Below are 24,329 nucleotides of genomic sequence, written 5' to 3'. Positions count from 1 at the left end.
AAACAAAACTGCCCTCACGCGGAGGGCAGTGACCGGAGGCGTACGCGCTTATTCAGCCGCGGCCGCTTTTTGCGCCAGCTTATCCAGCAGCTTCTGATGAATGCCGCCGAAGCCGCCGTTGCTCATCACCAGGATATGGTCGCCCGGGTGGGCGGTTTTGACCACCATCTCCGCCAGGGTATCGACGTCGGCGCTCCAGTGGGCCGGCTGGACGCAGGCTTCCGCCACTTCCGCCACCTGCCACGGAATATGCTGCGGCTGCAGGAGGAACACTTCATCGGCGCGGCCGAGAGACGGCGCCAGATCGTCCTTGCAGACGCCCATTTTCATGGTGTTAGAGCGCGGCTCCAGCACGGCGAGAATGCGCGCGGTACCGCCTACTTTACCGCGCAGCGCCTGCAGCGTGGCGAGGATTGCCGTCGGATGATGGGCGAAATCATCATACACGGTGACGCCGTTGGCTTCGCCGCGCAGCTCCAGGCGACGGCGGGCGTTGATAAAGCTGCCCAGCGCGTTCGCGGCATCCGCCGGCAGCACGCCGACGTGACGCGCCGCGGCAATCGCCATCAGGCCGTTATGCATATTATGCTCGCCGACCAGCGCCCACTTCACTTCGCCGACCTTTTCGCCGTCGAGTAAGACTTCCCACTGCGAGGCGTCGGCGTTCAGTTTTTTCGCCTGCCAGTGGCCCTGCTCGCCCACCAGCTCCTGCTCGCTCCAGCAGCCCATCGCCATCATCTGCTTCAGGTTGATGTCGTTCTCCGGCAGGATAATTTTGCCTTTGCCCGGCACGATGCGCACCAGATGGTGGAACTGTTTCTGAATCGCCTTCAGGTCATCAAAGATGTCCGCGTGGTCGAACTCAAGGTTGTTGAGGATCAGCGTCCGCGGGCAGTAGTGAACAAACTTGGAGCGCTTGTCGAAGAAGGCGCAGTCATATTCGTCGGCTTCAATGACGAAGAACGGGCTGTCGCCCAGGCGCGCGGAGACGTCGAAATTGCCCGGAACGCCGCCAATCACGAACCCCGGTTTATAGCCGCAGGCTTCAAGGATCCAGGTCGCCATGCCGGCAGTGGTGGTTTTGCCGTGGGTCCCGGCGACGGCCAGCACCCAGCGATCGCGCAGCACGAAGTCGTGCAGCCACTGCGGGCCGGACATATAGGGAATATTATTTTCCAGCACCGCTTCAACGCACGGGTTGCCGCGAGTCATGGCGTTACCGATGATCACCAGGTCCGGCCGGGGCTCCAGCTGGCTGGGGTCATAGCCCTGAATTAAATCAATCCCCTGGTTTTCCAGCAGGGTGCTCATCGGCGGATAGACGTTAGCATCCGACCCCGTTACCTCATGACCGAGGGAGCGCGCCAGCATGGCCAGCCCCCCCATAAACGTGCCACAGATTCCTAAAATATGAATGCGCATTCGTCATTTCCTTTTCTTATCCGGGGCACATTTTACCCATATCCCGGGCCCTGGCGAAATGCATTTCAGGCGAATCTGTATTTTGCTGGCGCGATTCACCTGTGCGCACTTTTTTGATTCTTTGTTAAGATTGTTGCGTTCGTTTTACTCAACATAAAAATGCAGGGAACGAGTTATGAAAACGTTAGGTGAGTTTATTGTTGAAAAGCAGCACGAGTTCTCCCACGCCACCGGTGAGCTGACTGCTTTGTTGTCAGCAATAAAGTTGGGCGCCAAGATCATCCACCGCGATATCAACAAGGCCGGTCTGGTCGATATCCTGGGTGCCAGCGGTGCTGAAAACGTTCAGGGCGAGGTTCAGCAAAAACTCGATCTGTTCGCTAATGAAAAATTAAAAGCCGCACTGCGAGCACGCGATATTGTTGCCGGGATCGCCTCTGAAGAAGAAGATGAGATTGTCGTCTTCGAAGGGTGTGAACACGCCAAATACGTGGTGCTGATGGACCCTCTGGATGGCTCCTCTAACATCGACGTTAACGTCTCTGTCGGTACGATCTTCTCTATCTACCGCCGCGTGACGCCTGTCGGCACGCCGGTGACAGAAGAAGACTTCCTGCAGCCGGGCAACAAGCAGGTGGCCGCGGGCTATGTGGTCTACGGATCGTCGACGATGCTGGTGTATACCACCGGCTGCGGCGTTCACGCCTTCACCTACGACCCGTCCCTTGGCGTCTTCTGTCTATGCCAGGAGCGCATGCGCTTCCCGGAGAAGGGCAATACCTACTCCATCAACGAAGGCAACTACATCAAATTCCCGCAGGGCGTGAAGAAGTACATTAAGTACTGTCAGGAAGAGGACAAAGCGACTCAGCGTCCTTATACCTCACGCTATATCGGCTCGCTGGTGGCGGACTTCCACCGCAACCTGCTGAAAGGCGGCATCTATCTCTATCCGAGCACCGCCAGCCACCCGGAAGGCAAGCTGCGCCTACTGTATGAATGCAACCCGATGGCCTTCCTCGCCGAACAGGCGGGCGGTAAAGCCAGCGACGGTAAAGAGCGTATTCTGGATATTATCCCGGAAAGCCTGCATCAGCGTCGCTCCTTCTTCGTCGGCAACAACCACATGGTAGAAGACGTCGAGAGCTTTATTAAAGCGTTCCCGGACGCCTAAGCGCCCTGCCCGCTCCTCCCGCGCCTGCGGGAGGAGCATTTCTTAGCGACTCCCCGCCCCGCTCACCCGCGTCACCGCCGCATTTTGCCGATTTTCCCACAGCACGGTCAGCCCACGCTGCAGCGCGATAAAGATAAACAGCAAAATGCCGATGGCGATTTTCGTCCACCATGAGCTGAGGGTGCCGTCGAAGTTGATGTAGGTCTGAATCAGCCCCTGGATCGCCACCCCGAACAGCGTTCCCAGCACGGTACCGACGCCACCGCTTAGCAGCGTACCGCCGATCACCACCGAGGCAATCGCATCCAGCTCGACGCCGACGCCCGCCAGCGCATAGCCCGCCTGGGTATAAATGGAAAAGACGATCCCGGCCAGCGTCGCCAGTCCGGTGGAGAGCATATAGATACGGATCGTGGCGCTGCGAGTCGAAATCCCCATCAGATTCGCCGACGTGGCGTTGCCGCCGATGGCATACACCTGGTTGCCAAAGCGGGTGCGATGGGCGACAAAAATACCGGCCACCACCACCAGCAGCATCAGCAGTCCCATGGCGCTGAGACGACCGCCGCCGGGAATGGTCCATGCCAGCCCGGACAGGGTGTCGTACACTGGGTGGTTAATCGGAATCGACTCCTCTGACACCAGATAGCTCACGCCGCGCAGGAAGAACATGCCGGCGAGGGTGATGATAAAGGCCGGGATCTTCAGGGCGTCAATCAGCAGCCCCATAAACGCGCCGAAGGCGCAGCCCATCACCAGCACCAGCGGAAAGGCCACCAGCGGCGAGATTCCCCAAAAGCCAATTGCTTTGGCGAGGAAGACGCCGGTAAAGGCGATCACCGACCCCACCGACAGATCGATCCCGCCGGAGAGGATCACGAAGGTCATGCCCACGGCGATGATCCCGAGGAAGGCATTATCCGTCAGGATATTGCAGATCACCCGCGTTGAGGCAAAACCGGGGAACTGGGTCAGGCAGTAGAGGTAGCCCAGCACAAACACCGCAAGGGTGATCATCAATGGTAAATTACGTTTTATCATGGCCGCGTACCCCTTTCAGTAAACCGATAAAGCGCGGCGACTGGACAATCAGTACGCACAGCACCACCACCGCTTTCACCACCTGGTTGAGCTCCGGCGGGAAGCCGGAGAGCAAAATCCCGGTGTTCATTCCCTGGATAATCAGCGCCCCCACCACCGAGAGCAGCAGGTTAAAGCGCCCACCCATCAGCGAGGCGCCGCCGATGACCACCGCCAGAATGGCGTCCAGCTCAAGCCATAGCCCGGCGTTATTGGCATCCGCGCCGCGAATGTCCGCCGCCACGATGATCCCGGCGATCGCCGCGCAGACGCCGCTCAGGACATAGGCCAGCATCACCACGATGCGGGTATTGACGCCGGCGTTTTTCGCCGCGCGGATGTTGATCCCTACCGCCTCAATAAACATGCCCAGCGCCGTTTTACGGGTAAACAGCCAGAACAGCAGCAGCGTAGCGGCGGCGACGATCACCGGCGTCGGAAACAGCAGAAACGATCCGCTGCCGAGCCACGCCAGGGCCGGGGAATCAAAGGTGACGATCTGCCCGGCGGTGATCAACTGCGCCACCCCGCGCCCGGCCACCATCAGGATCAGCGTTGCCACAAAGGGCTGGATCTTAAGGACCGCCACGAGGATGCCGTTCCACAATCCGGCCAGCGCGCCCGCGGCCAGCGCGGCCAACAGCACCACCGGCAGGCTGTGCCCGGCGACGGTCATCGAGGCGGCCGTCGCGCCGGCAATCGCCATCACCGCCCCTACCGACAGGTCGATGCCGCCGGTGGCGATCACCAGCGTCATGCCAATCGCCAGCAGCGCCACCGGCGCGGCGCGGTTGAGAATATCGATCGGGCTGCCAAACAGGCGGCCATCCTGGAGCACCACCTGATAAAAATGGGGCGCCACCAGGCTGTCTACCAGCAGAACCAGCAGCAGGGCAATAATCTGCGGGGTGCCCTTCGGCCAGGTGAAGCGTCGCTTCTCCGGGCCGGTTTGCGAAAGAGATCGAGGCATCATGGGTTACTCCTTATGCCGCAATAGCGTTCATGATCGCCGGAACAGAGAGCTCGGCGAGCGGGATCTCCGCTACCTGTCGGCGATCGCGCAGGATAATGACCCGATCGGCGTAACCCACCAGCTCCTCCAGTTCAGAAGAGATAACCAGCAGCGCCAGGCCATCGGCGCAGAGGGTTTCAATCAGGCGAATAATTTCCGCATGGGCGCCGACGTCGATGCCGCGGGTCGGCTCATCGAGGATCAGGAACTGCGGTTTGGTCAGCAGCCAGCGGGAGAGCAGCACCTTCTGCTGGTTGCCGCCGGAGAGAAACTCGATCGGCTGCTCGGCGCTCGGGGTACGGATCCCCAGCTGGCGAATAAATCGCTCGGCGATCTCATTCTGCTCCCGGCGGGGGATCGGCCGCAGCCAGCCGCGCTGCGCCTGCAGGGCGAGAACGATATTTTCCCGCACCGAGGCAGCGGCGATAATGCCGTCGGTTTTGCGATCCTCCGGACAGAAGCCGATCCCGAGGCAGGACGCCTGATGCGGGGAGCGCAAGGTCTGCGGTTTGCCTTTGATCCACGCCTTCCCGCTGTCCGCCGTTTTAATGCCGAAGATCACCTCGGCGGTTTCCGTGCGTCCGGAACCCAGCAGGCCGGCGAGGCCTACAATTTCGCCCGGTCGGACCTGCAGGTCGAACGGGGCGATGGTTCCTTTTTTACCGTAGCCTTCAAACGCCGCTACCGGTTTATCGCTCAGCAGGGTACGGCCCGCCCGCTGCAGGGCATTGTGGTCCAGTTCGCGACCCAGCATCATTTTCACCAGCTCAATCTGCGGCAGCTCGCGGGTCTCACGGCAGCCCACAAATGTGCCGTTACGCAGCACGGTGATGCGGTCGCTGACCGCATAGACCTGGTCGAGAAAATGGGTGACGAAGATCAGGCTGACGCCGTTATCCCTGAGCTGGCGCATCAGGGTGAACAGCATCTCCACCTCCTGGGTATCGAGGCTGGCGGTGGGCTCGTCGAGAATCAGCACCTTGGCCGACAGGTCGATGGCCCGACAGATAGCGACGATCTGCTGCATCGCCACCGAAAAGCGGTTCAGCGGCTCGCGCACGTCGAGGGAAAAGCCGTAGGAGGCCATCAGCGCCGTCGCCCTGGCCTCCATCTCTTTACGTCGCAGCAGACCAAACCGCCGCGGCTCACGGCCGATGAACAGGTTATCCGCCACCGACATATTAGGCAGCAGGTTCACTTCCTGGTAGACGGTGCCGATCCCCAGCTGCTGGGCATGGGCGGTATTTTTGGGCGAAATAGCCTGGCCTTCCAGCCAGATAGTGCCGCGATCGGCATGGTAAACGCCGGTGAGCGCTTTGATCAGCGTCGATTTTCCGGCGCCGTTTTCGCCCAACAGGGCCATGATTTCGCCGCGCCGCAGGCTAAAGTTGACGTTATCCAGCGCCTTAACGCCGGGGAAGAATTTACTAAGTCCTTCGGTGCGAAGGATCTCCTGGTGTGCCTCGGCGCTCATAATCGATGTCACCTTCAAATGATGTCAGGTTACCCCGGGTCGCGCTGGGCTTCCCGGGGTTTCTGGAACGCTGCTTTTTACCCTCTCCCACCGGGGGGAGGGATGGAATGAGGGGCTCCCCACTCAGTAGCCCATATTTTTCTTCTTCTCTAACTCTTCTTTCGCCGTATCCGGCAGGTACAGCGTCGATTTGGTAATGGTCAGCTTCTCCGGCAGGGTGCCGTCTTTTTTGTATTTCTCCAGCGCATCAAACGCCGGGCCGGCCATATTTGGCGTCAGTTCGACGCTGGCGTTGGCTTCTCCGGCGATCATCGCTTTATAGATATCCGGCACGCCGTCGATGGAGCCGGTCAGAATATCTTTGCCCGGCTTCAGGCCAGCTTCTTTAATGGCCTGGATGGCGCCGATGGCCATATCGTCGTTATGAGCGAACACCATGCAGATGTTTTTGCCGTTATTCTCAGCTTTGATAAAGCTCTCCATGACCTCTTTCCCTTTACTGCGGGTGAAGTCGCCGGACTGGGAGCGGATAATTTTGATATTCGACGCTTTGGCAATCGCGTCGGCGAACCCTTTCTTACGATCGATGGCCACGCTGGCCCCAACGGTGCCCTGCAGTTCAACGACGTTGCACGGCTTACCGTCGACGGTTTTCACCAGCCAGTCGCCAATCAGCTGGCCTTCCAGCACGTTGTTGGCGGTCACGGTGGTCATGTAGAGATCTTTATCTTTAACATCAATGGAACGGTCGAGGAGGAAAACCGGGATCTTGGCCTCTTTCGCCTCTTTCAGCACCGGTTCCCAGCCGGTGGCCACCACCGGCGCAATGAAGATCGCGTCGACCCCTTGAGCGATAAAGGAACGTACTGCTTTGATCTGGTTTTCCTGTTTTTGCTGACCATCAGCGATCTTCAGGGTGATACCGCGCTTGGCGGCCTCCTCTTTCGCGACGCTGGTTTCCGCCGCACGCCAGCCGGATTCAGAACCGACCTGCGAAAAACCTACGGTTAGCGGGGCAGCTATCGCCATAGACGACATAGCTGCGGAAACTGCTGTGACAAGAAGTAAGCGCTTCCACATAAGGGTATCCTCGTAGGGTTATTGTTGGTTAAAGTCTCACCTGCGGACAAACTATAGACAATCGGTGATGTAACTGAATGCGTTACATCACACTTCAAAAAAGTAAATGAGATGTTAATGATGGCCCTACTGCCCAGCGGAGAGCCGATAAGGCTTCGCAGGGAGCGCGGCTGTTGCGGTTTATGACGTTTTTTTAAGCAGTATGATAAATCAATCACATGCAATGAAAACGGTTACATAAATTTATTCATGATGTGGCTATGTTTATGGATTTTCATGTCATTATTACGCGAAAAATTCGGAGCACTCTGCGGCGATATCGGGAAAAAGAAGCGAAGACTTTCGATGTGAGTTGGCTATAATACCGAGCACTTGTTTGCCATACATTTTAAAGGAAACAGACATGAGCTTACTCAACGTACCTGCGGGCAAAGATCTGCCGGAAGACATCTACGTCGTGATCGAAATCCCGGCGAACGCAGATCCTATCAAATACGAAGTCGACAAAGAGAGCGGTGCACTGTTCGTTGACCGTTTCATGTCCACGGCAATGTTCTATCCGTGCAACTACGGCTACATCAACCACACCCTGTCCCTGGACGGCGACCCGGTTGACGTGCTGGTCCCGACTCCGTACCCGCTGCAGCCGGGCTCCGTGATCCGCTGCCGTCCGGTTGGCGTTCTGAAGATGACCGACGAATCTGGTGAAGATGCGAAACTGGTTGCCGTACCGCACACCAAGCTGAGCAAAGAATACGATCACATCAACGATGTGAACGATCTGCCGGAACTGCTGAAAGCCCAGATCACTCATTTCTTTGAGCACTACAAAGATCTGGAAAAAGGCAAGTGGGTTAAAGTCGACGGTTGGGACAACGCGGAAGCGGCGAAAGCCGAAATCGTTGCCTCTTTCGAGCGCGCTAAGCAGAAGTAATTCTGTCTCAGGCAGGGTCATCCCCTGCCTGATTGCGGCACGGATAGCCGCGATAACACCATGGAGGGTGTCCCGTGAAAAGCGTTCGCTATTTCACCCTTAACTTTTCTGGCTTCACGGCCGCCGCCTGTGAAAAACAGGGGTATCTGCGTCTTATCGCCGGCGACCATGTCTTTTATACCGATAAACGCTATTTTAACGACCCCTCGCTTTTTGACCACCTGACGATCAATCAGCCTCTGCACCTTGGCGTCCGCCGCCTGGACAACGGCAGTTACTGGATCCACTGGCTCAGCGATGGCGAAACGCTCCTTGAGCCCAGTCAACGGGTAAAGCGCTGGGCCCGGCCGCTGCTGATTATCAGCCTGCTGACGCTCATCGTCGCTCTTATCCCGCTCATGATGAGCACCTCAGAATGGGGAAGGTTCGGCTTCGGCATTATCGCGATACTGGCCTTCATCGCGTTGTTAACCGGCCTCTGCGAGCTACTGTTCCACCGGGCGCTAAAAATGCACCCCGCCATGCGCGATCTGTTGGCGAAGATGGCGCAGGCCCGCCGCCGCGACTTTTCCTTTTGCCAGCCGCTACCGACTACGGCGCAAACCCTCCGCCAGTCGGCGAAGCCTTTTACGCAAGCCCTGCCGGAACGCTATGCCGTCCGGACGGGAAAAATTAGCAATATCATTTTTAAGAAATGGTTCGCGGGGAACCCAACGCGGGAATACCATGGCGTTGGGATACAATGCGACACGGCGCCGCTGGCCTTCTTCTGGCAGAACGGCTTCGCCAACTTCGGCCTGCATCCCTTTTTTTACCGCCGTCAACCGCCCTTTCTCGCTATCGGCGATCGGATAGTCGTCGTCTACCAACGGAAAGATAACGACGTCCAGGCGTTATACAACGTCAGCGACGGGTGCGCTTTTCTGAAAAATCATCCCTGTTATCCCGGTGACCGGCAAATGTCGCTAGTCTATAACCTGTTTTATGGCATGGTGCTGGTGATGTACCTCCTCATACTCGGCATGTCGCTAAATAACCCATACAAACCAGCCAGGGGATTTGGGTGGTTAATTCAGGATTCACTGGACATGCTGTCCCTATTATTACTCAGTTTCGGCGGGATCCTGGCGGTACTGGAGCTGATTGGCCCGACGGCCTGGTTATTGTCACACCGGGTGGCTGACTGGATGAAGATGCGCTCGGCGATGCAGCACTACCTGCAGGGAGCGGCCCGCCATACCGCGCTCGAGGAGATCATGTAATGTTCAGCACCCCAACACGACGATTATTATTCCTCGCGCTGACGACGCTGGCTTCCGCGATGTGGCTGGCGAAGGATCGTCTGCCACTCTGGTAAGGCATGGAGCAGGAAAAAACAACGCCACCCGAAGGTGGCGCTGTCGTGGTTAATACTGGTCGCGATCCAACCAGTTGCCGTTCGCTATCAACGTACAACCCTCAACGGAACGTTGATAGACATACATCCATGCGCTGCCGTAAGGCGTCTGAATCAGGTGGCGCGCATACTCGCCCCCCTTGGTGCGCAGCGCATCCAGTTCGGCCAGCGTCGATGCATCAATACGATAAACTTCACCATGTACTGTGCCTTCGCCGGGCACCGCGCCTGGATAGTGGCCCAGGCTGTACAGCTGATAATCGTCGACACTATGAGCGCCCAGCCACTGGGCGTTGGTCATCCAGTGGCTGTTGCCTTGTTTGCGTCGTAAACTGCCGTAAACAAATATTCGCATTGCTAAAACTCAAACTGATAGAGCAAATCGAGCGCCTGGTCGATGCCAGACACCGCTTCCACATATAGCTTAGGCATCAGGCGATAACGTAAAGTCAGCGTCGCCAGGGAATCGAAGATACCGACCCCGTATTTTACCTGCAGACCCGGCAGTACATAGCCGCTGACCACCACCTGGGAAGAATCGCCTACCCCTTCGGTGTCCAACGCCAAGTTGCTTACGCCAAACGTCTCGCCGATTTTACCCACAACCTGACCACTTTGTGCAACCCCCATACCAATAAGCATTGAGGTCATCGCGGCGCTATCGCTCTGACCACTACTCAAACCCTGGCCGCGCAGCAGATAAGACAGCGCTTCCTGCTGGGACATAACCGGATCAGAGAAGATCTCCGCTTTCGGCTGATCGGCGGAGCCGGTGACGCGAACGCCGGCGATCACATCGTCTTCGGTGGCATCCGGGTTACGAATCGCTTCGATATTCAGCAACGGCTGATCCGGCGGACCGGAGAACAGCAGCTCCCCTTTGCGGACAATCAAGTCCTGACCATAGGCGTGGAAACGGCCGTCCGGAATATTAATCTGCCCGTTGAGGCCCAGCCCCTGCTTGTCCTGCGCCACTTTCAAATCACCGGTCAGACGCGCTTTCAGGCCGAAGGCTTCCAGACGAACGTTGTTGCCGACGTGAATGGTCAGGTTGCTGTTGATCGGGATGCTGGCGCTCTGCTGCTTAATCGGTTTGAGGTTTTTATCCAGCATCACTTCATCAGAGGAGACGCCGACCGCGCTCTCCGGCACCTCGTTGACCACGATCCGCGCCCAGGGCACATCCACTTTGCCGTCGAGATTGAACAGGCTTGGCGTGGCGGTAAACACCACATCCGGCGATACATCGAGACGCACCATCGGCGGCACCGTGATCCGCACCCGGCTGCCTTTCGCCGCAATTTGCGCCCGCCAGTTATCGATCTGCGTCCAGTCGGCGTTACCGCTGAGGGCGATTTGCCCCTGGCGGGTGTTCACCGTCCCCTGCAGGGTCGAGCGCGTGCCGTTGAAGTTCATCGCCAGCTGGCTCGGCTGCATATCAAACGGCATAAAGTTGCCGTCGATATCCACCCCGCTCAGCTGCATCTGGCCGAACAGCTGCGGACTTTTCACATTACCGCCCAGACGCAGACGGGCGTTGAGCCTTCCCTCTGCCTTTTCACCACGAGCGAAAATCGGGTTGATCATCGCCAGCGAGAAATTGCTGATATTGACATTGCCGCCGAGATTACGCCGCCCCTGCGGGTCGGTAACCTGCACTTGCCCATCCAGTTGACCATTGTTGGTCAGGCGGATAAGCCAGCCCAGCTCGGCGCGATTGTTGTGCAGGTCGGCGCTGAGGTTCAGCGTATCGAACGCCACCGGCAACGGCGCGTCGTTGACGACCTGGGTCACCTTGACGTTGCGCCCGCTGAGGGTCACTTTGCCCTGCGGCAGTCCCTCTTTGGTGGTGTCCCAGCTCACATCGGCATTACCAGTAAACACGCCGCTGGCCTGGGTCGCCTCCGGCATAAACGGCTTGAGCATCGCCAGATCGAAGCGGTTGAGATTCACCCGCGCCCGTCCGCTGGCGCCCGCGTCAATGGTTTCAGGCACGCAGAGCTCGGCGTTCGGGTTGGTCCAGCAGTGTGGCCCGATGCTGATTTTCTGCTCCAGATTGCGATAGTCCAGCGCAATGCTGCGCGTCAGCGCTACCGGCCCCACCGGCGTCTGGAAGCGGGTATCGCTCAGCGAGCCCTTCCAGCGTTCGGCCTGACGTTCGAAGCTGCCTGCCAGCGTCAGCTGGCCGGAAACCGGATCGCCCTGCACGCGCAGCCGCAGCTCATGCTGTTTCTCTGTACCTTTGGCATTGAGCTGCACCTGGCTGATATTGACCCCCGGCTGGCTGATGCGATCCACCCGCACGTCCAGGTTACCGCCAATCTGATCGGTGGATTTCACATCCCCTTTGACGTTGACCTGGGCGATGGTCAGCTCCTGCCAGCGCAGCGCCCGGGCGGTGATATCGGCCAGCAGCTGCGGCGCATCGACAGTGCCGCGCACTTTTACCAAGCCCTTCGCCGTCCCGCCGAGCCCCGGCAGCGCATTATCCAGGTGCGGCGCATCGATGGTGGCGTCGAGATTAAGATCCTTCACCCCCAGCTCGCCTTTGATATCAGCGCTGTTCGGGCCCAACGCCAGATGCAGTCCCGGGATTTTCCACTGCAGATAGCTGTTACCCTGCAGCGAGCCCGCCACATCCACTTTGTTCTGCTTCACGTTGCCGGTAATTTTCAGCTCCGGCACCGACATCTGCCAGCTGCCGCCGTACAGGCTGCCCTGGGTCTTGATCCGGCCGTTAAGCTTTGACGGCCAGTCCGGCACCTCTTTGGCGGTGTTGATGCCGTCGAGGGTCAGCTCGCCGCGCCAGCTGATCGCCTGCTGCCAGTCGAGCAGCGCCTTCAGCTCGGTTTTCCCTTCCAGGGCGTTGACCGTCAGCTTGTCGAGATTGATCTGCCGTTCATTGCCTTTGGCGTTGAGGGCGATTTTCGCCGGCGGCAGCGATTGACCTTTCACCGCGGTGGAGAAGGCCAGCGCATAGTCGGTCATTTTGCCGCTGAACTTCAACTGGACATCGTCGGCCTGGAACTGCTTCTCGCCGCTGAACGGCCAGGCGAGCTGCTTACTCTTCAGCTCCATATTGAGCGGCAGCCCGGCCTCCGCCAGCTGCGCATCCGCGCGCAGCGTGGCCGCGACCGGCCCGCTTAAGTCCACTCCGACTTTGAGCGTTTTACGCACTTCGCCGCCCACCTTCAGCTGCACCTTCTCCCCTTTCATCGGGTCGACGTTCAGGGTTCCGGCGAGGGTAATGTCCACCGGCCAGTTATCCTGCAGCTGCGCGCTGCCCGAGGCGCTGACCTTGCCCTGATCGGAGTCGATATCAAGGGCGTCGAGCTTCATCTGGCCGTCGATACTGCTGACTTTCAGCAGCAGGTTATACACGGTGATATCGGTATCGCCGGTCAGGCGCAGCTGCTCGCCGCGGAACGCCTGAATATTGAGGTTCAGCGGCAGATGGACATCGGTCATTGCCGGCAGCACCGGCTGCGAGAAGAGGTCGGTCATCGTCTCGCCGAGCGGTTTTTCCTGCGGCTGCGGGTTGTCAATTTTCGGCTCAACCACCTGCTCCTGCGCCACTTTCGCCACCTTAGGCAGGGCGATCAGCAGCCCCTGCAGCGAGGTCGGCGTCAGGGTCAGATTTTTCTCCTGCCAGTTCAGGCCGGTGGAAAAGTCGCGCACGGAGACCGCGGTATCATCGATTTTGACGTTGACGTTATGCAGCGCGACGCGGCTGAGGGTGATCGGATAAGGAGTGGAGAGATTCAGCGGCCCGCTGTCCTCTTCCTCGACCGGCGCTGAGGGCGGCATCTTCTTGGTATCGACGGCGACGTAAATATCGCGCAGCGCGATGTCGTTTACGCACAGGCTGCTGTCCCACAGGCAGCGCAACCTGACGCTGAGGTGAAACTGACCGGCGGTCACCGCCACGCCGGGCTGTTCGTAGCGAACATTATCGAGGGTTAAATCACGCCAGCCACCGGTCACTTTGCCGATTTCCAGCCCCGGTACCCAGCGATCCGCCGCTTTGAACACCAGATGCAAGCCGGTGGTGGTCCCCACCAGGAACCCGACGGTGCCCAGCAGGAGCACCAACACGATTAAGACGCCGAGGCTTATCTTCTTCCATAAACTCATAATTCAGGCCCCAGACCGATGTAAAACTGTAAACCATGCTCTTCTTTGTCGCCGATCGGCCGGGCGATATCCAGCTTGATCGGCCCCACCGGCGACTGCCAGCGCACGCCTACCCCGGCGCCGGTTTTGAAATCGCTCTCGCGAATATCGCTGACCGCTTCGCCGCTATCGACAAACACGGCGCCCCACCATTTACCACTGACGTTGTACTGATACTCCAGCGAGCCGGTCGCCAGCTTCGAGGCCCCGATCAGCTTGCCGTCATCGTCCTTCGGCGAGATAGATTTGTATTTATAGCCGCGAATACTGCGGTCGCCCCCGGCGAAAAAGCGCAGATCCGGCGGCACCTTGTCAAAGTTGTCCGCTTCGATCCAGCCAAGGTTGCCGCGCACCACAAAGCGGTGGCGGTCATAGAGGGTACGGATCCAGACGTCCTGGGCCTGCATCACGATGAAGTTGATGTCCGAGCCCCACATGGTGTTGGAATAGTCCACCGAGTAGCGCTGGGAATCGCCCCAGGTAGGCATCAGGCCGCCGCGGGAGCGAGTGCGGTTCACCGAGACCCCAGGATAAATCAGCATGGTGGTGTTGGTGACGTTCGCCTGGGTAAAGTGATCCAGGCTCCAGCGCAGGTTAATCGCTCGCTGCCAGCCGCTCGACATCTCCCAGAAACGCGAGACCCCCAGGGTGGTAGAGTCGGCCTGGGTATCATTGAGGTCGGTACGCTTAAAACCGCCCTGCATCAGATAATACTGTTCGAGGGGGCTCTTCAGCAGTGGGACTTTATAGGTAAAGTCGAACTGTTGCTCCGGGGCGGAGAGGCTGACGCTGGAGGTCAGGCTGTGGCCATACGAGTTGACCCATGGTTTTTTCCACGTGGCTTTCACCCGCGGACCGACGTCTGTGGAATAGCCGACCCCGGTTTCCACGGTGTTCTCTTTGCGAGGCGAGACAACGCCCTGCAGAGGCAGCACCTTGGTTTTCCGCGACTTAGCAAAATCAGGCGCCACCACCACCGAACTGAACCAGCCGGTCGCCGCCAGGCGGCGGTTTAGCTCGGCCAGATCCTGCGAGGTGTAGTAGTCGCCCTCTTTAAACGGCACGAGGTTTTGCAGGTATTCATCGCGGATTTGCGAGCCAGAGAAAGTGACGTGGCCAAAGCGATAGCGTTCGCCGCTGTCGTAATCGATATCCCAGAACGCCTGATGACGGTCGAGGGAGACCCCGAGCTGGCTCTTAAGAAACTCGCTGTCAAAGTAGCCTTTGCGCAGGGCGACGCGGGTCAGCGAGCTCTTGAAGCCGTCATAATCGCCGTGGTTGAGCACCGTCCCGATGGCCGGGCGCGTTTTCAGCAGCGCCAGGTAGTCGCTATCGGTGCGGGCGCCGCCGCGCAGAATCACCTCGGTTCCGCCAATGCGCACCGGTTCTCCCGGGGTCACTTTGGCGATCAGCACCTGACGTCCCCTTTTCGGCGGCGGACGCAAATCAAATTCAATCGTCGGCTCGTAATAACCCAGCGCTTTCAGACCTTCGCGAATGGCGTCATCGACGCGCGCGCGAAAGCGACGATCCGGCGTGACTTCATCGCTCTGGATGGTGGAAAGCTGGGCGCGAACGTTTTTCTCCAGCTCCCCGGATAATCCCTCAACCTGCAAACGCACATTCGCTGCGCTGGCGACCCCGCTGACCAGCAAAAGGCTGGTGACACATAACTGGCGGATTTTTAGCACATTTTCTCCTGAATATCCCTGTTTCCTCTACAGGAAACACTGGCGCCGCTCCACGGCTTAACAAAACCCTAACAACATAGGGTTGAAAAAGTGGCAATAACCCAAATAATTCTTATGTATTAATCTAGACGTATTACGCGTATTTATTGTGTTAAAAGACACGCTTCGTTACAACCTTAACGACGATTTCTGTATTGAGAGGCCAACCGTGAGTCTATTTGATAAAACGCATCTTGTCGCCCAGGCGGATGCGCTGCCTGGACGCAATACCCCCATGCCAGTGGCGACGCTCCACGCAGTTAACGGCCACTCGATGACCAACGTCCCGGCGGGGATGGAAGTGGCGCTGTTCGCCATGGGCTGCTTCTGGGGAGTTGAGCGCCTGTTCTGGCAATTGCCGGGGGTTTACAGCACCGCCGCAGGTTACACTGGCGGCTATACGCCCAATCCGACCTATCGCGAAGTATGCAGCGGCCAGACCGGTCACGCGGAAGCGGTACGCGTGGTTTATGATCCGCAGGTGATTAGCTATGAGCAGTTATTGCAGGTGTTCTGGGAAAATCACGACCCGGCGCAGGGTATGCGGCAGGGTAACGACCACGGCACCCAGTACCGCTCGGCGATTTACCCGCTGACCCCGGAACAGACGGAGGCGGCAAAGGCCAGCCTCGCGCGCTTCCAGGCGGCGATGAACGACGCGCACGATACCCGTCACATCACCACCGAGATCGCCACCGCCAAACCGTTCTACTATGCCGAGGACGATCACCAGCAGTATCTGTATAAAAACCCGCACGGCTATTGCGGCATCGGCGGCATTGGCGTCTGCCTGCCGCCTCAGGCGTAATTCTGATTTCCGCCTCAACAGCGAGGCGGTCAATGAACGCTCTGGCGGCTTTACATTCCCTTACGCTATACTAGCCAGTGTGACAGCCGGTCCAGCGCCTTCGGACCGGTTTTTTATGTATTCCACATTTGAGTTATCAACTTCCCTTCCGAGGATCTGGCCTCAACGGTCAGAAAAGATATGTTAAACAGTATTTTAGTAATACTCTGTCTGATAGCCGTCAGTGCGTTTTTTTCGATATCGGAAATTTCACTGGCCGCCTCACGTAAAATCAAACTGAAACTGCTGGCCGATGAAGGCAACGTCAACGCACAGCGGGTGCTGAAGATGCAGGAGAACCCGGGCACCTTCTTTACCGTCGTGCAGATTGGCCTCAACGCCGTCGCCATTCTTGGCGGTATTGTGGGCGACGCGGCTTTCTCACCGGCGTTTCATAGCCTGCTCAGCGGGTATTTGTCACCGGAGCTCTCCGAGCAGCTGAGCTTCATCATCTCTTTTACCCTGGTCACCAGCTTGTTCATCCTGTTTGCTGACCTGACTCCGAAACGCATCGGTATGATTGCGCCCGAAACTGTGGCCCTGCGCATCATCAACCCGATGCGCTTCTGCCTGTTAGTCTTCCGCCCGCTGGTGTGGTTGTTTAACGGCATGGCCAACATGATCTTCCGCATCTTCAAACTGCCGATGGTGCGGAAAGACGATATCACTTCCGATGATATCTATGCCGTGGTCGAGGCCGGCGCGCTGGCCGGGGTGCTGCGCAAGCAGGAGCATGAGCTAATTGAGAACGTGTTCGAGCTGGAGTCCCGCACCGTTCCTTCCTCCATGACCCCGCGTGAAAGCGTCATTTGGTTTGATTTGCACGAAGACGAGCAGAGCCTGAAGAATAAAGTGGCCGAACATCCGCACTCGAAGTTCCTCGTCTGTAATGAAGATATCGACCACATTATCGGTTACGTCGATTCAAAAGATCTGCTGAACCGCGTGCTGGCGAACCAGAGCCTGGTGCTGACCGGCGGCGTACAGATCCGCAACACGTTGATCGTGCCGGACACCCTGACCCTGTCGGAAGCGCTGGAAAGCTTCAAAACCGCCGGGGAAGACTTCGCGGTGATCATGAATGAATACGCGCTGGTGGTCGGGATCATCACTCTCAACGACGTAATGACCACCCTGATGGGCGACCTCGTCGGCCAGGGGCTGGAAGAGCAGATTGTCGCCCGCGATGAAAACTCGTGGCTGATCGATGGCGGTACGCCGATTGATGACGTGATGCGCGTGCTGGATATCGACGAGTTCCCGCAGTCCGGGAATTACGAGACCATCGGCGGCTTTATGATGTTTATGCTGCGTAAAATCCCCAAACGCACCGACGCGGTGAAGTTCTCCGGCTATAAGTTTGAGGTCGTGGATATCGATAACTACCGTATCGACCAGCTGCTGGTGACCCGCATCGATAACAAGCCAACGGTGCTGGTGCCGAAGCAGGCGGAAACGGCGGAAAGCCAGAACGCCTGAGCGTAATCTTTTCTCTCTCCTAAGGGCGGATGACCATCCGCCCTTTTTTATGGCCCAAATGGTTATCCCACACTCCCACTTAACAAAATTGCTTTATCGGTGGGCTACAGCGATCCGGTCTATTTCACCCGCTTGTTTCGTAAACATAACGGCATCCCACCGGGCGAATATCGCAAACGCTATGCGGAAATGAAGGGCTAAAAACATCAACGGCTCCCATCGGGAGCCGTCTTTTACCTACTACGTACTGCTACGTGCCAGGTTATGCCATCTCAGTTTGCAGACGCAACACCTGACGATTGACTTCGGACATCACTGACAGATGCAGCTTGTCCTTGACCTTCGGGATAAGGATTTTGCCCTTATCAAATTCAAATGCGCCAACGTCCTTGATGTACAACCGTCCACGAAACAGGATCTTCACGTACTTCGCCACTTGCAGCGGATTGTAGCGTTGGAAAATTTTCATTCTTCTCTCCTGCCAGGGTTACGCTCTTGTGGTGCCACAGTTAGCCCACGTCTTGGGAGCGCAAATTTTAATGCCCTAAAACTATAGTCCAGAATCTCAGAGGGACCCAGTATGTATAAGTTTATTTACCCTTTGATGACAATAATTCAGAATTTTCGTTTCAGACATACGATGAAGTAAGTATAAGTCGCCGTTTTACGACTAATTTGTGCGTCAACACGCAAACTGGCATCCTCATTGCGGGTAATCACCGTCAATCGCACTTATGATTAAACGAGACCAAGTGGTCGGATCACCTGCATAAAAATGATTAAGGATTGCGCATGACCCTACGTAGCATACTGGCCGCCTCGTTACTGCTTCTCCCGCTGCTGGCCACAGCGCATAACTTCGTCGACGGCCAGCGCGTGGCGCCCGTTGGCGTCGCGGATCGGGGAGAGCTTATTCTGGATAAGGATAAGTTTAGCTATAAAAACTGGAATAGCGCCCAGCTGGCGGGAAAAGTGCGCGTGGTCCAGCACATCGCCGGACGCTCGTCAGCAAAAGAGAAGAATGCCAACCTGATCGAGGCGATTAAAGCGGCGGGCTTCCCGCACGATCGCTATCAGACCACCACCATTGTAAACACTGACGACGCCATCCCGGGCACCGGGATGTTTGTACGCAACAGCATTGAAAGTAATAAAAAGCTCTTCCCATGGTCGCAATTTATCGTCGACAGCAACGGCCTGGTGCGGAAGGCCTGGCAGCTGGACGAGAAGAGCTCAGCGATCGTGGTACTGGATAAGAACGGGCGTGTGCAGTGGGCTAAAGACGGCGCCCTCACCCAACAAGAGGTGCAGCAGGTGATCGACCTGCTGCATAAATTGCTTAATAAATAGAGACCCGGAAGCCGGGGTTAAGGAAGGATTCACGCGGCGTGTAGTCGAGGGTTTTCCCCTGCCAGTCGTGAACATGCGCCCCGGCGGCCACCGCGACCGCATGGCCGGCGGCAGTGTCCCAGGTGCTGGTCGGCCCGAAGCGCGGATAGAGCTGGGCCTGACCTTCCGCCACCAGGCAGAATTTCAGCGACGAACCGATTGAGGTGGTCTGGTGTTCGCCCAGTTGCTCAAGGTACTCCTGCAGCTCCGGATCGTTGCTGTGGGAGCGGCTAATCACCACCAGCGGCGGACGGGCATCGCGGACCTGGATCTGCTTGCGTACGCCGCACTCTTCTTTCCAGGCTTTGCCATTTTGCGCGCTGTACATCACCTTCATCACCGGCGCATAGACAACGCCCAGCGTCGGCTTGCCGTTTTCAATCAGCGCGATATTGACGGTGAATTCGCCGTTACGCTTAATAAACTCTTTGGTGCCGTCCAGCGGGTCGACCAACCAGTAGCGCTGCCAGTGCTGGCGCACTTCCCAGGACGGCGGGTCCTCTTCGGAGAGGATCGGGGTATCCGGATCCAGCGCCTGCAGGCCGCTGACAATGACTTTATGCGCTGCGATATCCGCCGCCGTGACCGGAGAATCATCTTTCTTGCTGGCGACGTTGATCGGCTGGTTTCCATCGTAGACTTCCATGATGGCATCGCCCGCATTCCGTGCAAGCTGACATACTTGTTCTAACATTCTCCACCTCGTCTGGTTACAGTGGCGTTAACTCGTTGTTTTATTTATATCGCATCACCGCGAGTTCCGCTATCTGTGATAACGATGGCGGTTTCTCTGCCCGCTTTTCTGGCAAGATTCACATTTCTGTAAGCAACAGAATATAAATACATTTTCTTCTGTGCTATCGCTCATAAAAAAGGACGCCTCTGATGATTAAGTTTAGCGCAACGCTCCTGGCCACGCTGATCGCCGCCAGCGTCAACGCCGCGACGGTCGACCTGCGGATCATGGAAACCACCGATCTGCACAGCAATATGATGGACTTCGACTATTACAAAGATGCCGCCACGGAGAAATTCGGCCTGGTGCGTACCGCCACCCTGATCGAACAGGCGCGAGCAGAAGTTAAAAACAGCGTGCTGGTGGATAACGGGGATGTGATCCAGGGGAGCCCGTTAGGCGACTATATGGCGGCAAAAGGGCTCAAAGAGGGCGATGTACATCCGGTATATAAGGCGATGAACACCCTGAATTACGCCGTCGGCAACCTGGGCAACCATGAGTTCAATTACGGTCTCGACTTCCTGCACAAGGCGCTGGCCGGGGCGAAGTTCCCCTACGTGAACGCCAATATCATCGATGCCAAAACCGGCAAACCGATGTTTACGCCGTACCTGATCCAGGATACCCGGGTCGTGGACAGCGACGGTCAAATCCACACCCTGCGCATCGGCTATATCGGCTTTGTGCCGCCGCAGATCATGACCTGGGATAAAGCCAATCTTAACGGCAAGGTGACGGTCAATGACATTACCGAAACCGCGCGCAAATATATCCCGGAGATGCGGGCGAAAGGGGCTGATGTGGTGGTAGTGGTCGCTCACTCCGGCCTCTCCGCCGACCCGTATCAGGCGATGGCCGAGAATTCGGTTTACTACTTAAGCCAGGTGCCCGGCGTGGACGCCATTATGTTCGGCCATGCCCACGCGGTGTTCCCGGGTAAAGACTTCGCCAACATCAAAGGCGCGGATATCGCCAAAGGGACGCTGAACGGCGTACCGGCGGTGATGCCGGGAATGTGGGGCGATCATCTCGGGGTGGTCGATCTGGTGCTAAATAACGACAGCGGTAAATGGCAGGTAACTCAGAGTAAAGCGGAAGCGCGGCCAATCTATGACGCGGTGGCGAAGAAATCACTGGCGGCCGAAGATGGCAAGCTGGTGGCGGTGCTGAAAGCCGATCATGACGCCACTCGCGAATTCGTCAGCAAGCCGATCGGCAAGTCCGCCGACAACATGTACAGCTATCTGGCGCTGGTGCAGGACGACCCGACGGTGCAGGTGGTCAACATGGCGCAGAAAGCCTACGTCGAACACTATATTCAGGGCGACCCGGATCTGGCGAAGCTGCCGGTGCTCTCCGCCGCCGCGCCGTTTAAAGTCGGCGGGCGTAAAAACGATCCGGCGAGCTTTGTCGAAGTGGAGAAAGGCCAGCTCACCTTCCGCAATGCCGCCGACCTCTATCTCTACCCCAACACCCTGGTGGTGATGAAGGTCAGCGGGAAAGAGGTTAAGGAGTGGCTGGAATGCTCTGCCGGACAGTTTAACCAGATCGATCCCGCCAGCAGCAAGCCGCAGTCGCTGATCAACTGGGACGGCTTCCGCACCTACAACTTCGACGTCATTGACGGGGTGAACTACCAGATCGACGTCACTCAGCCGGCCCGCTACGACGGCGAATGTCAGATGATCCATCCGCAGGCAGAGCGTATTAAGCACCTGACCTTCAATGGAAAACCGGTTGATCCGCAGGCTACTTTCCTGGTCGCGACCAATAACTATCGCGCTTACGGCGGCAAATTCGCCGGCACCGGTGAGAGCCATATCGCCTTCGCCTCACCGGATGAAAACCGTTCGGTGCTGGCGGCATGGATTGGCGCGCAATCGAAGAAGGAAGGCGCGATCCATCCGGCGGCGGATAACAACTGGCGTCTGGCGCCGATCCACAGCAACACGCCGTTGGATATTCGTTTTGAGACCTCGCCTGGCGACAAAGCCGCGGCGTTTATCAAAGAGAAAGCGCAGTATCCAATGCGCCAGGTGGCCACCGATGATATCGGCTTCGCCATTTATCAGCTGGATTTGAGCAAGTAATGCCTGTTCCCCGGCGGCGCTGCGCTTACCGGGGCTACAGGGAGTGATACATTTTCACTCCCCGTGGTTAGCCAGCACCGAGGGCAGATTAACCTCGATCCAGTCCGCCAGGGCGGCCACCTTCTCGCTCACCTGCAGGCCGAGCGGCGTCAGGCTATATTCAACGTGCGGGGGCACCACCGGATAAGAGACGCGGTCGATAAAACCATCCTGCTCCAGCGCCTGCAGCGACTGCGCCAGCATCTTTTCGCTGACCCCGCCCATCTTACGGCGCAGATCGCTGAAACGGTGGGTTCCCTCGCGCAGCGCCACCAGAATCAACACGCCCCAGCGGCTGGTGACATGTTTAAGCACATCGCGCGACGGGCACTGTTCCGCAAACAAATTGCCGGTGCGCAATTTCTCGCTCAGCGTCGGTTCGGCCATTTCACACTTACCTTTTTGTACGTACTTACTAAAAGTTAGTTAAGGTGGTAGCTTACCACAACTGCCAATAAATACGAAGGAGAAGACCCATGATCGCTCTTACCGGTGCCACCGGCCAGCTTGGCCACTACGTTCTGCAAGACCTGCTTAACACCGTCCCTGCCAGCCAGATTGTGGCGATTGCCCGCAACCCGGCCAAAGCCCAGGCGCTCAGCCAGCAGGGCGTGGTTGTCCGCCAGGCCGACTACAGCGACGAAGCGGCGCTGACCGCCGCGCTGCAGGGCGTGGATAAACTGCTGTTAATCTCCTCCAGCGAAGTCGGCCAGCGTGCTGTACAGCACCGCAACGTCATTAACGCCGCCAAAGCCGCCGGGGTAAAATTCATCGCCTATACCAGCCTGCTGCATGCCGACACTTCGCCGCTGGGTCTGGCCGCAGAGCATATCGAAACCGAGCAGATGCTGGCCGACTCTGGTATCGCTTACGCCCTGCTGCGTAACGGCTGGTATACCGAAAACTATCTGGCCAGCGCGCCGCCGGCGCTGGAGCATGGCGTGTTTATCGGCGCCGCCGGCGAGGGTAAAATCGCCTCCGCCACCCGCGCGGATTATGCCGCCGCTGCCGCCCGCGTTATCGCCAGTGAGGGTCATGAAGGCAAAATTTACGAACTGGCGGGTGATAACGCCTGGACGCTGAGCGACCTGGCTGCCGAGCTGAGCAAGCAAAACGGGAAAAACGTGGTCTACCAGAACCTCAGCGAAGCCGATTTCGCCGCCGCGCTGAAAAGCGTCGGCCTGCCGGCCGGGCTTGCCGATATGCTGGCGGATTCCGATGTCGGCGCGTCGAAAGGCGGACTGTTTGACGACAGCCGCACCCTGAGTACGCTGATCGGCCGCCCGACCACCTCCCTTGCTGAAAGCGTGAAAGGCATTCTGTAACCGCCCCTCTCAGCTTTTGCGGTTGCGTCCCGGCGGTTCCTCTCCCATATTGAAGGGATAACCGTCGGGAGGCAGGCATGCAGGGCGTACCACTCCAATTTAGTGATGAAAAAGACCGCGCGCGCTTTCGCCATCTCGAACAGCTGCCCGGGGTGGAGCTTTACCACGCCCATATATCCCGCTACGCCTTTGAACCCCATACCCACGAAGCCTTCGGCATCGGCGTGATTGAGCAAGGCGCGGAGCGCTTTCGCTACCGCGGCAGTCAGCATATTGCCGCCGCAAACTCCATTGTCACCATGAATCCCGACGAGCTGCACACCGGCGAAGCGGAAACCGCCGACGGCTGGCGCTACCGGATGATTTATCTGGAGCCGGACCGTCTTGAAGCCATCACCGGGGTGCGAGACTGGTGGTTCAGCGAGGTGGTCCGCGAGGATCCCCTGCGTTCCCGACAAATTGGCCAGCTGATTTATGGCCTGTGGCATAGCGACGATCCGCTGGCCCAGCAGGGACTGCTGCTCGACCTCATCGACGCCTTCCGCCCTCTGGCCCACCATGCCTCTGCGCAAGGTGAGGCCGGGCATCGCTTTGACCGCGTGCGCGACTACCTGCACGATAACTATATGCGTCCCATCACCCTCGACGAGCTGGCGCAGGTGGCGGCGCTGAGCCCGTACCACTTTCAGCGCCAGTTTAAAGCCCACTATCACGTAACGCCCCATCAGATGCTGATGGCCATCCGTCTGTGGCGCGCCAAAGCGTTCCTCACCCACGGCATGCCCGCCGCCGAAGTGGCGATAGCCGTCGGCCTCACCGACCAGTCCCACCTGACCCGCGCCTTCACCCAGCGTTACGGCATTACGCCGGTGCGCTATCAGAAGCAGGTCGCCAGGCGCTAATGCGCAATCTCATACAATATTCCTGCCCGACCCCCTTCTACACT

20 protein-coding genes and 1 pseudogene are annotated in these 24,329 nt (G+C 58.0%); 10 read left to right on the top strand and 11 right to left on the bottom strand.

Annotated elements, in window-relative coordinates; all coding sequences use genetic code 11:
* Window positions 1–48: 48 nt before the first annotated feature.
* Window positions 49–1,422, bottom strand: a complete 1,374-nt coding sequence (mpl, locus tag RRF55_RS13600) for a UDP-N-acetylmuramate:L-alanyl-gamma-D-glutamyl-meso-diaminopimelate ligase (RefSeq protein ID WP_130974885.1) — start codon at window positions 1,420–1,422, stop codon at window positions 49–51.
* A 175-nt stretch (window positions 1,423–1,597) separates the two neighbouring features.
* Here mpl and fbp point away from each other — a divergent pair, with 175 nt between their 5' ends.
* Window positions 1,598–2,596, top strand: coding sequence for a class 1 fructose-bisphosphatase (gene fbp, locus RRF55_RS13595; RefSeq protein WP_040237792.1), 999 nt, complete (start codon window positions 1,598–1,600; stop codon window positions 2,594–2,596).
* Window positions 2,597–2,638: 42 nt separating this feature from the next.
* Here the strand turns inward: fbp and yjfF are convergent, their stop codons facing one another.
* The 4 genes from yjfF to ytfQ form a co-directional block, all read right to left on the bottom strand.
* Window positions 2,639–3,637 carry a galactofuranose ABC transporter, permease protein YjfF gene (gene yjfF, locus RRF55_RS13590; protein WP_002886825.1) on the bottom strand — a complete coding sequence of 333 codons (999 nt, stop codon included), beginning with the start codon at window positions 3,635–3,637 and terminating at the stop codon, window positions 2,639–2,641.
* Window positions 3,624–4,649, bottom strand: coding sequence for a galactofuranose ABC transporter, ATP-binding protein YtfT (gene ytfT, locus RRF55_RS13585; RefSeq protein ID WP_004152011.1), 1,026 nt, complete (start codon window positions 4,647–4,649; stop codon window positions 3,624–3,626). Before ytfT ends, yjfF begins: the two co-directional genes overlap by 14 nt.
* 10 nt (window positions 4,650–4,659) lie before the next feature.
* Window positions 4,660–6,162: a galactofuranose ABC transporter, ATP-binding protein YtfR gene (gene ytfR, locus RRF55_RS13580; protein ID WP_004177669.1), complete on the bottom strand. Its 1,503-nt coding sequence runs from the start codon at window positions 6,160–6,162 to the stop codon at window positions 4,660–4,662.
* 123 nt (window positions 6,163–6,285) lie between these two features.
* Entirely contained in the window at window positions 6,286–7,242 is a 957-nt protein-coding gene (gene ytfQ, locus RRF55_RS13575) for a galactofuranose ABC transporter, galactofuranose-binding protein YtfQ (RefSeq protein WP_002886769.1), read from the bottom strand.
* A gap of 403 nt (window positions 7,243–7,645) precedes the next feature.
* On the opposite strand from ytfQ, the gene ppa reads away from it, so the two are divergent.
* Both ppa and RRF55_RS13565 read left to right on the top strand, forming a co-directional pair.
* The gene (ppa, locus tag RRF55_RS13570) at window positions 7,646–8,176 is read left to right on the top strand and encodes an inorganic diphosphatase (RefSeq protein WP_002886766.1); all 531 of its coding nucleotides are present in this window, start codon (window positions 7,646–7,648) and stop codon (window positions 8,174–8,176) included.
* 74 nt (window positions 8,177–8,250) lie between these two features.
* Complete coding sequence (locus tag RRF55_RS13565) at window positions 8,251–9,438, top strand: hypothetical protein (protein ID WP_439419136.1); 1,188 nt, start codon at window positions 8,251–8,253, stop codon at window positions 9,436–9,438.
* Window positions 9,439–9,582: 144 nt separating this feature from the next.
* Here the strand turns inward: RRF55_RS13565 and RRF55_RS13560 are convergent, their stop codons facing one another.
* The 3 genes from RRF55_RS13560 to tamA are packed head-to-tail and all read right to left on the bottom strand — an operon-like array spanning window position 9,583 to window position 15,436.
* Window positions 9,583–9,927 carry a gamma-glutamylcyclotransferase family protein gene (locus RRF55_RS13560; RefSeq protein ID WP_002886724.1) on the bottom strand — a complete coding sequence of 115 codons (345 nt, stop codon included), beginning with the start codon at window positions 9,925–9,927 and terminating at the stop codon, window positions 9,583–9,585.
* A 2-nt stretch (window positions 9,928–9,929) separates the two neighbouring features.
* Window positions 9,930–13,706, bottom strand: a complete 3,777-nt coding sequence (gene tamB, locus RRF55_RS13555; RefSeq protein WP_048332308.1) for an autotransporter assembly complex protein TamB — start codon at window positions 13,704–13,706, stop codon at window positions 9,930–9,932.
* Window positions 13,703–15,436, bottom strand: coding sequence for an autotransporter assembly complex protein TamA (tamA, locus tag RRF55_RS13550; protein WP_002886722.1), 1,734 nt, complete (start codon window positions 15,434–15,436; stop codon window positions 13,703–13,705). Before tamA ends, tamB begins: the two co-directional genes overlap by 4 nt.
* A gap of 208 nt (window positions 15,437–15,644) precedes the next feature.
* Between tamA and msrA the strand changes: the two genes are divergently transcribed.
* From msrA to RRF55_RS13535, 3 genes and pseudogenes are all read left to right on the top strand, one after another.
* The gene (msrA, locus tag RRF55_RS13545) at window positions 15,645–16,283 is read left to right on the top strand and encodes a peptide-methionine (S)-S-oxide reductase MsrA (protein ID WP_002886721.1); all 639 of its coding nucleotides are present in this window, start codon (window positions 15,645–15,647) and stop codon (window positions 16,281–16,283) included.
* Between the two features lie 180 nt (window positions 16,284–16,463).
* The gene (locus tag RRF55_RS13540) at window positions 16,464–17,801 is read left to right on the top strand and encodes a hemolysin family protein (RefSeq protein ID WP_002886718.1); all 1,338 of its coding nucleotides are present in this window, start codon (window positions 16,464–16,466) and stop codon (window positions 17,799–17,801) included.
* A gap of 69 nt (window positions 17,802–17,870) precedes the next feature.
* Window positions 17,871–18,002: pseudogene (locus tag RRF55_RS13535) on the top strand (helix-turn-helix domain-containing protein); the annotation flags it as partial.
* A gap of 61 nt (window positions 18,003–18,063) precedes the next feature.
* On the opposite strand, the gene RRF55_RS13530 reads toward RRF55_RS13535, so the two are convergent.
* The gene (locus tag RRF55_RS13530; protein ID WP_002886707.1) at window positions 18,064–18,270 is read right to left on the bottom strand and encodes a DUF1107 domain-containing protein; all 207 of its coding nucleotides are present in this window, start codon (window positions 18,268–18,270) and stop codon (window positions 18,064–18,066) included.
* Window positions 18,271–18,593: 323 nt separating this feature from the next.
* On the opposite strand from RRF55_RS13530, the gene RRF55_RS13525 reads away from it, so the two are divergent.
* Window positions 18,594–19,151, top strand: a complete 558-nt coding sequence (locus RRF55_RS13525; RefSeq protein ID WP_002886706.1) for a YtfJ family protein — start codon at window positions 18,594–18,596, stop codon at window positions 19,149–19,151.
* Here RRF55_RS13525 and cysQ read toward each other — a convergent pair.
* Window positions 19,141–19,884, bottom strand: coding sequence for a 3'(2'),5'-bisphosphate nucleotidase CysQ (cysQ, locus tag RRF55_RS13520; RefSeq protein ID WP_002886705.1), 744 nt, complete (start codon window positions 19,882–19,884; stop codon window positions 19,141–19,143). The genes RRF55_RS13525 and cysQ overlap by 11 nt on opposite strands.
* A gap of 191 nt (window positions 19,885–20,075) precedes the next feature.
* Here cysQ and cpdB point away from each other — a divergent pair, with 191 nt between their 5' ends.
* Window positions 20,076–22,019 carry a 2',3'-cyclic-nucleotide 2'-phosphodiesterase gene (gene cpdB / locus RRF55_RS13515; RefSeq protein ID WP_004177678.1) on the top strand — a complete coding sequence of 648 codons (1,944 nt, stop codon included), beginning with the start codon at window positions 20,076–20,078 and terminating at the stop codon, window positions 22,017–22,019.
* 54 nt (window positions 22,020–22,073) lie between these two features.
* Here the strand turns inward: cpdB and RRF55_RS13510 are convergent, their stop codons facing one another.
* Window positions 22,074–22,445, bottom strand: a complete 372-nt coding sequence (locus RRF55_RS13510) for a winged helix-turn-helix transcriptional regulator (protein WP_004152015.1) — start codon at window positions 22,443–22,445, stop codon at window positions 22,074–22,076.
* An 89-nt stretch (window positions 22,446–22,534) separates the two neighbouring features.
* Between RRF55_RS13510 and RRF55_RS13505 the strand changes: the two genes are divergently transcribed.
* Window positions 22,535–23,383 carry an SDR family oxidoreductase gene (locus tag RRF55_RS13505; RefSeq protein ID WP_130974886.1) on the top strand — a complete coding sequence of 283 codons (849 nt, stop codon included), beginning with the start codon at window positions 22,535–22,537 and terminating at the stop codon, window positions 23,381–23,383.
* A 77-nt stretch (window positions 23,384–23,460) separates the two neighbouring features.
* The gene (locus RRF55_RS13500; protein WP_002886699.1) at window positions 23,461–24,285 is read left to right on the top strand and encodes an AraC family transcriptional regulator; all 825 of its coding nucleotides are present in this window, start codon (window positions 23,461–23,463) and stop codon (window positions 24,283–24,285) included.
* Window positions 24,286–24,329: the final 44 nt, after the last annotated feature.

The sequence above is a fragment of the Klebsiella sp. K47 genome, from assembly GCF_051858335.1.
GTDB classification, from domain to species: domain Bacteria; phylum Pseudomonadota; class Gammaproteobacteria; order Enterobacterales; family Enterobacteriaceae; genus Klebsiella; species Klebsiella pneumoniae.
Note: the sequence above shows the minus strand (reverse complement) of the source record. Positions and strands in the feature narration are given on the sequence as shown.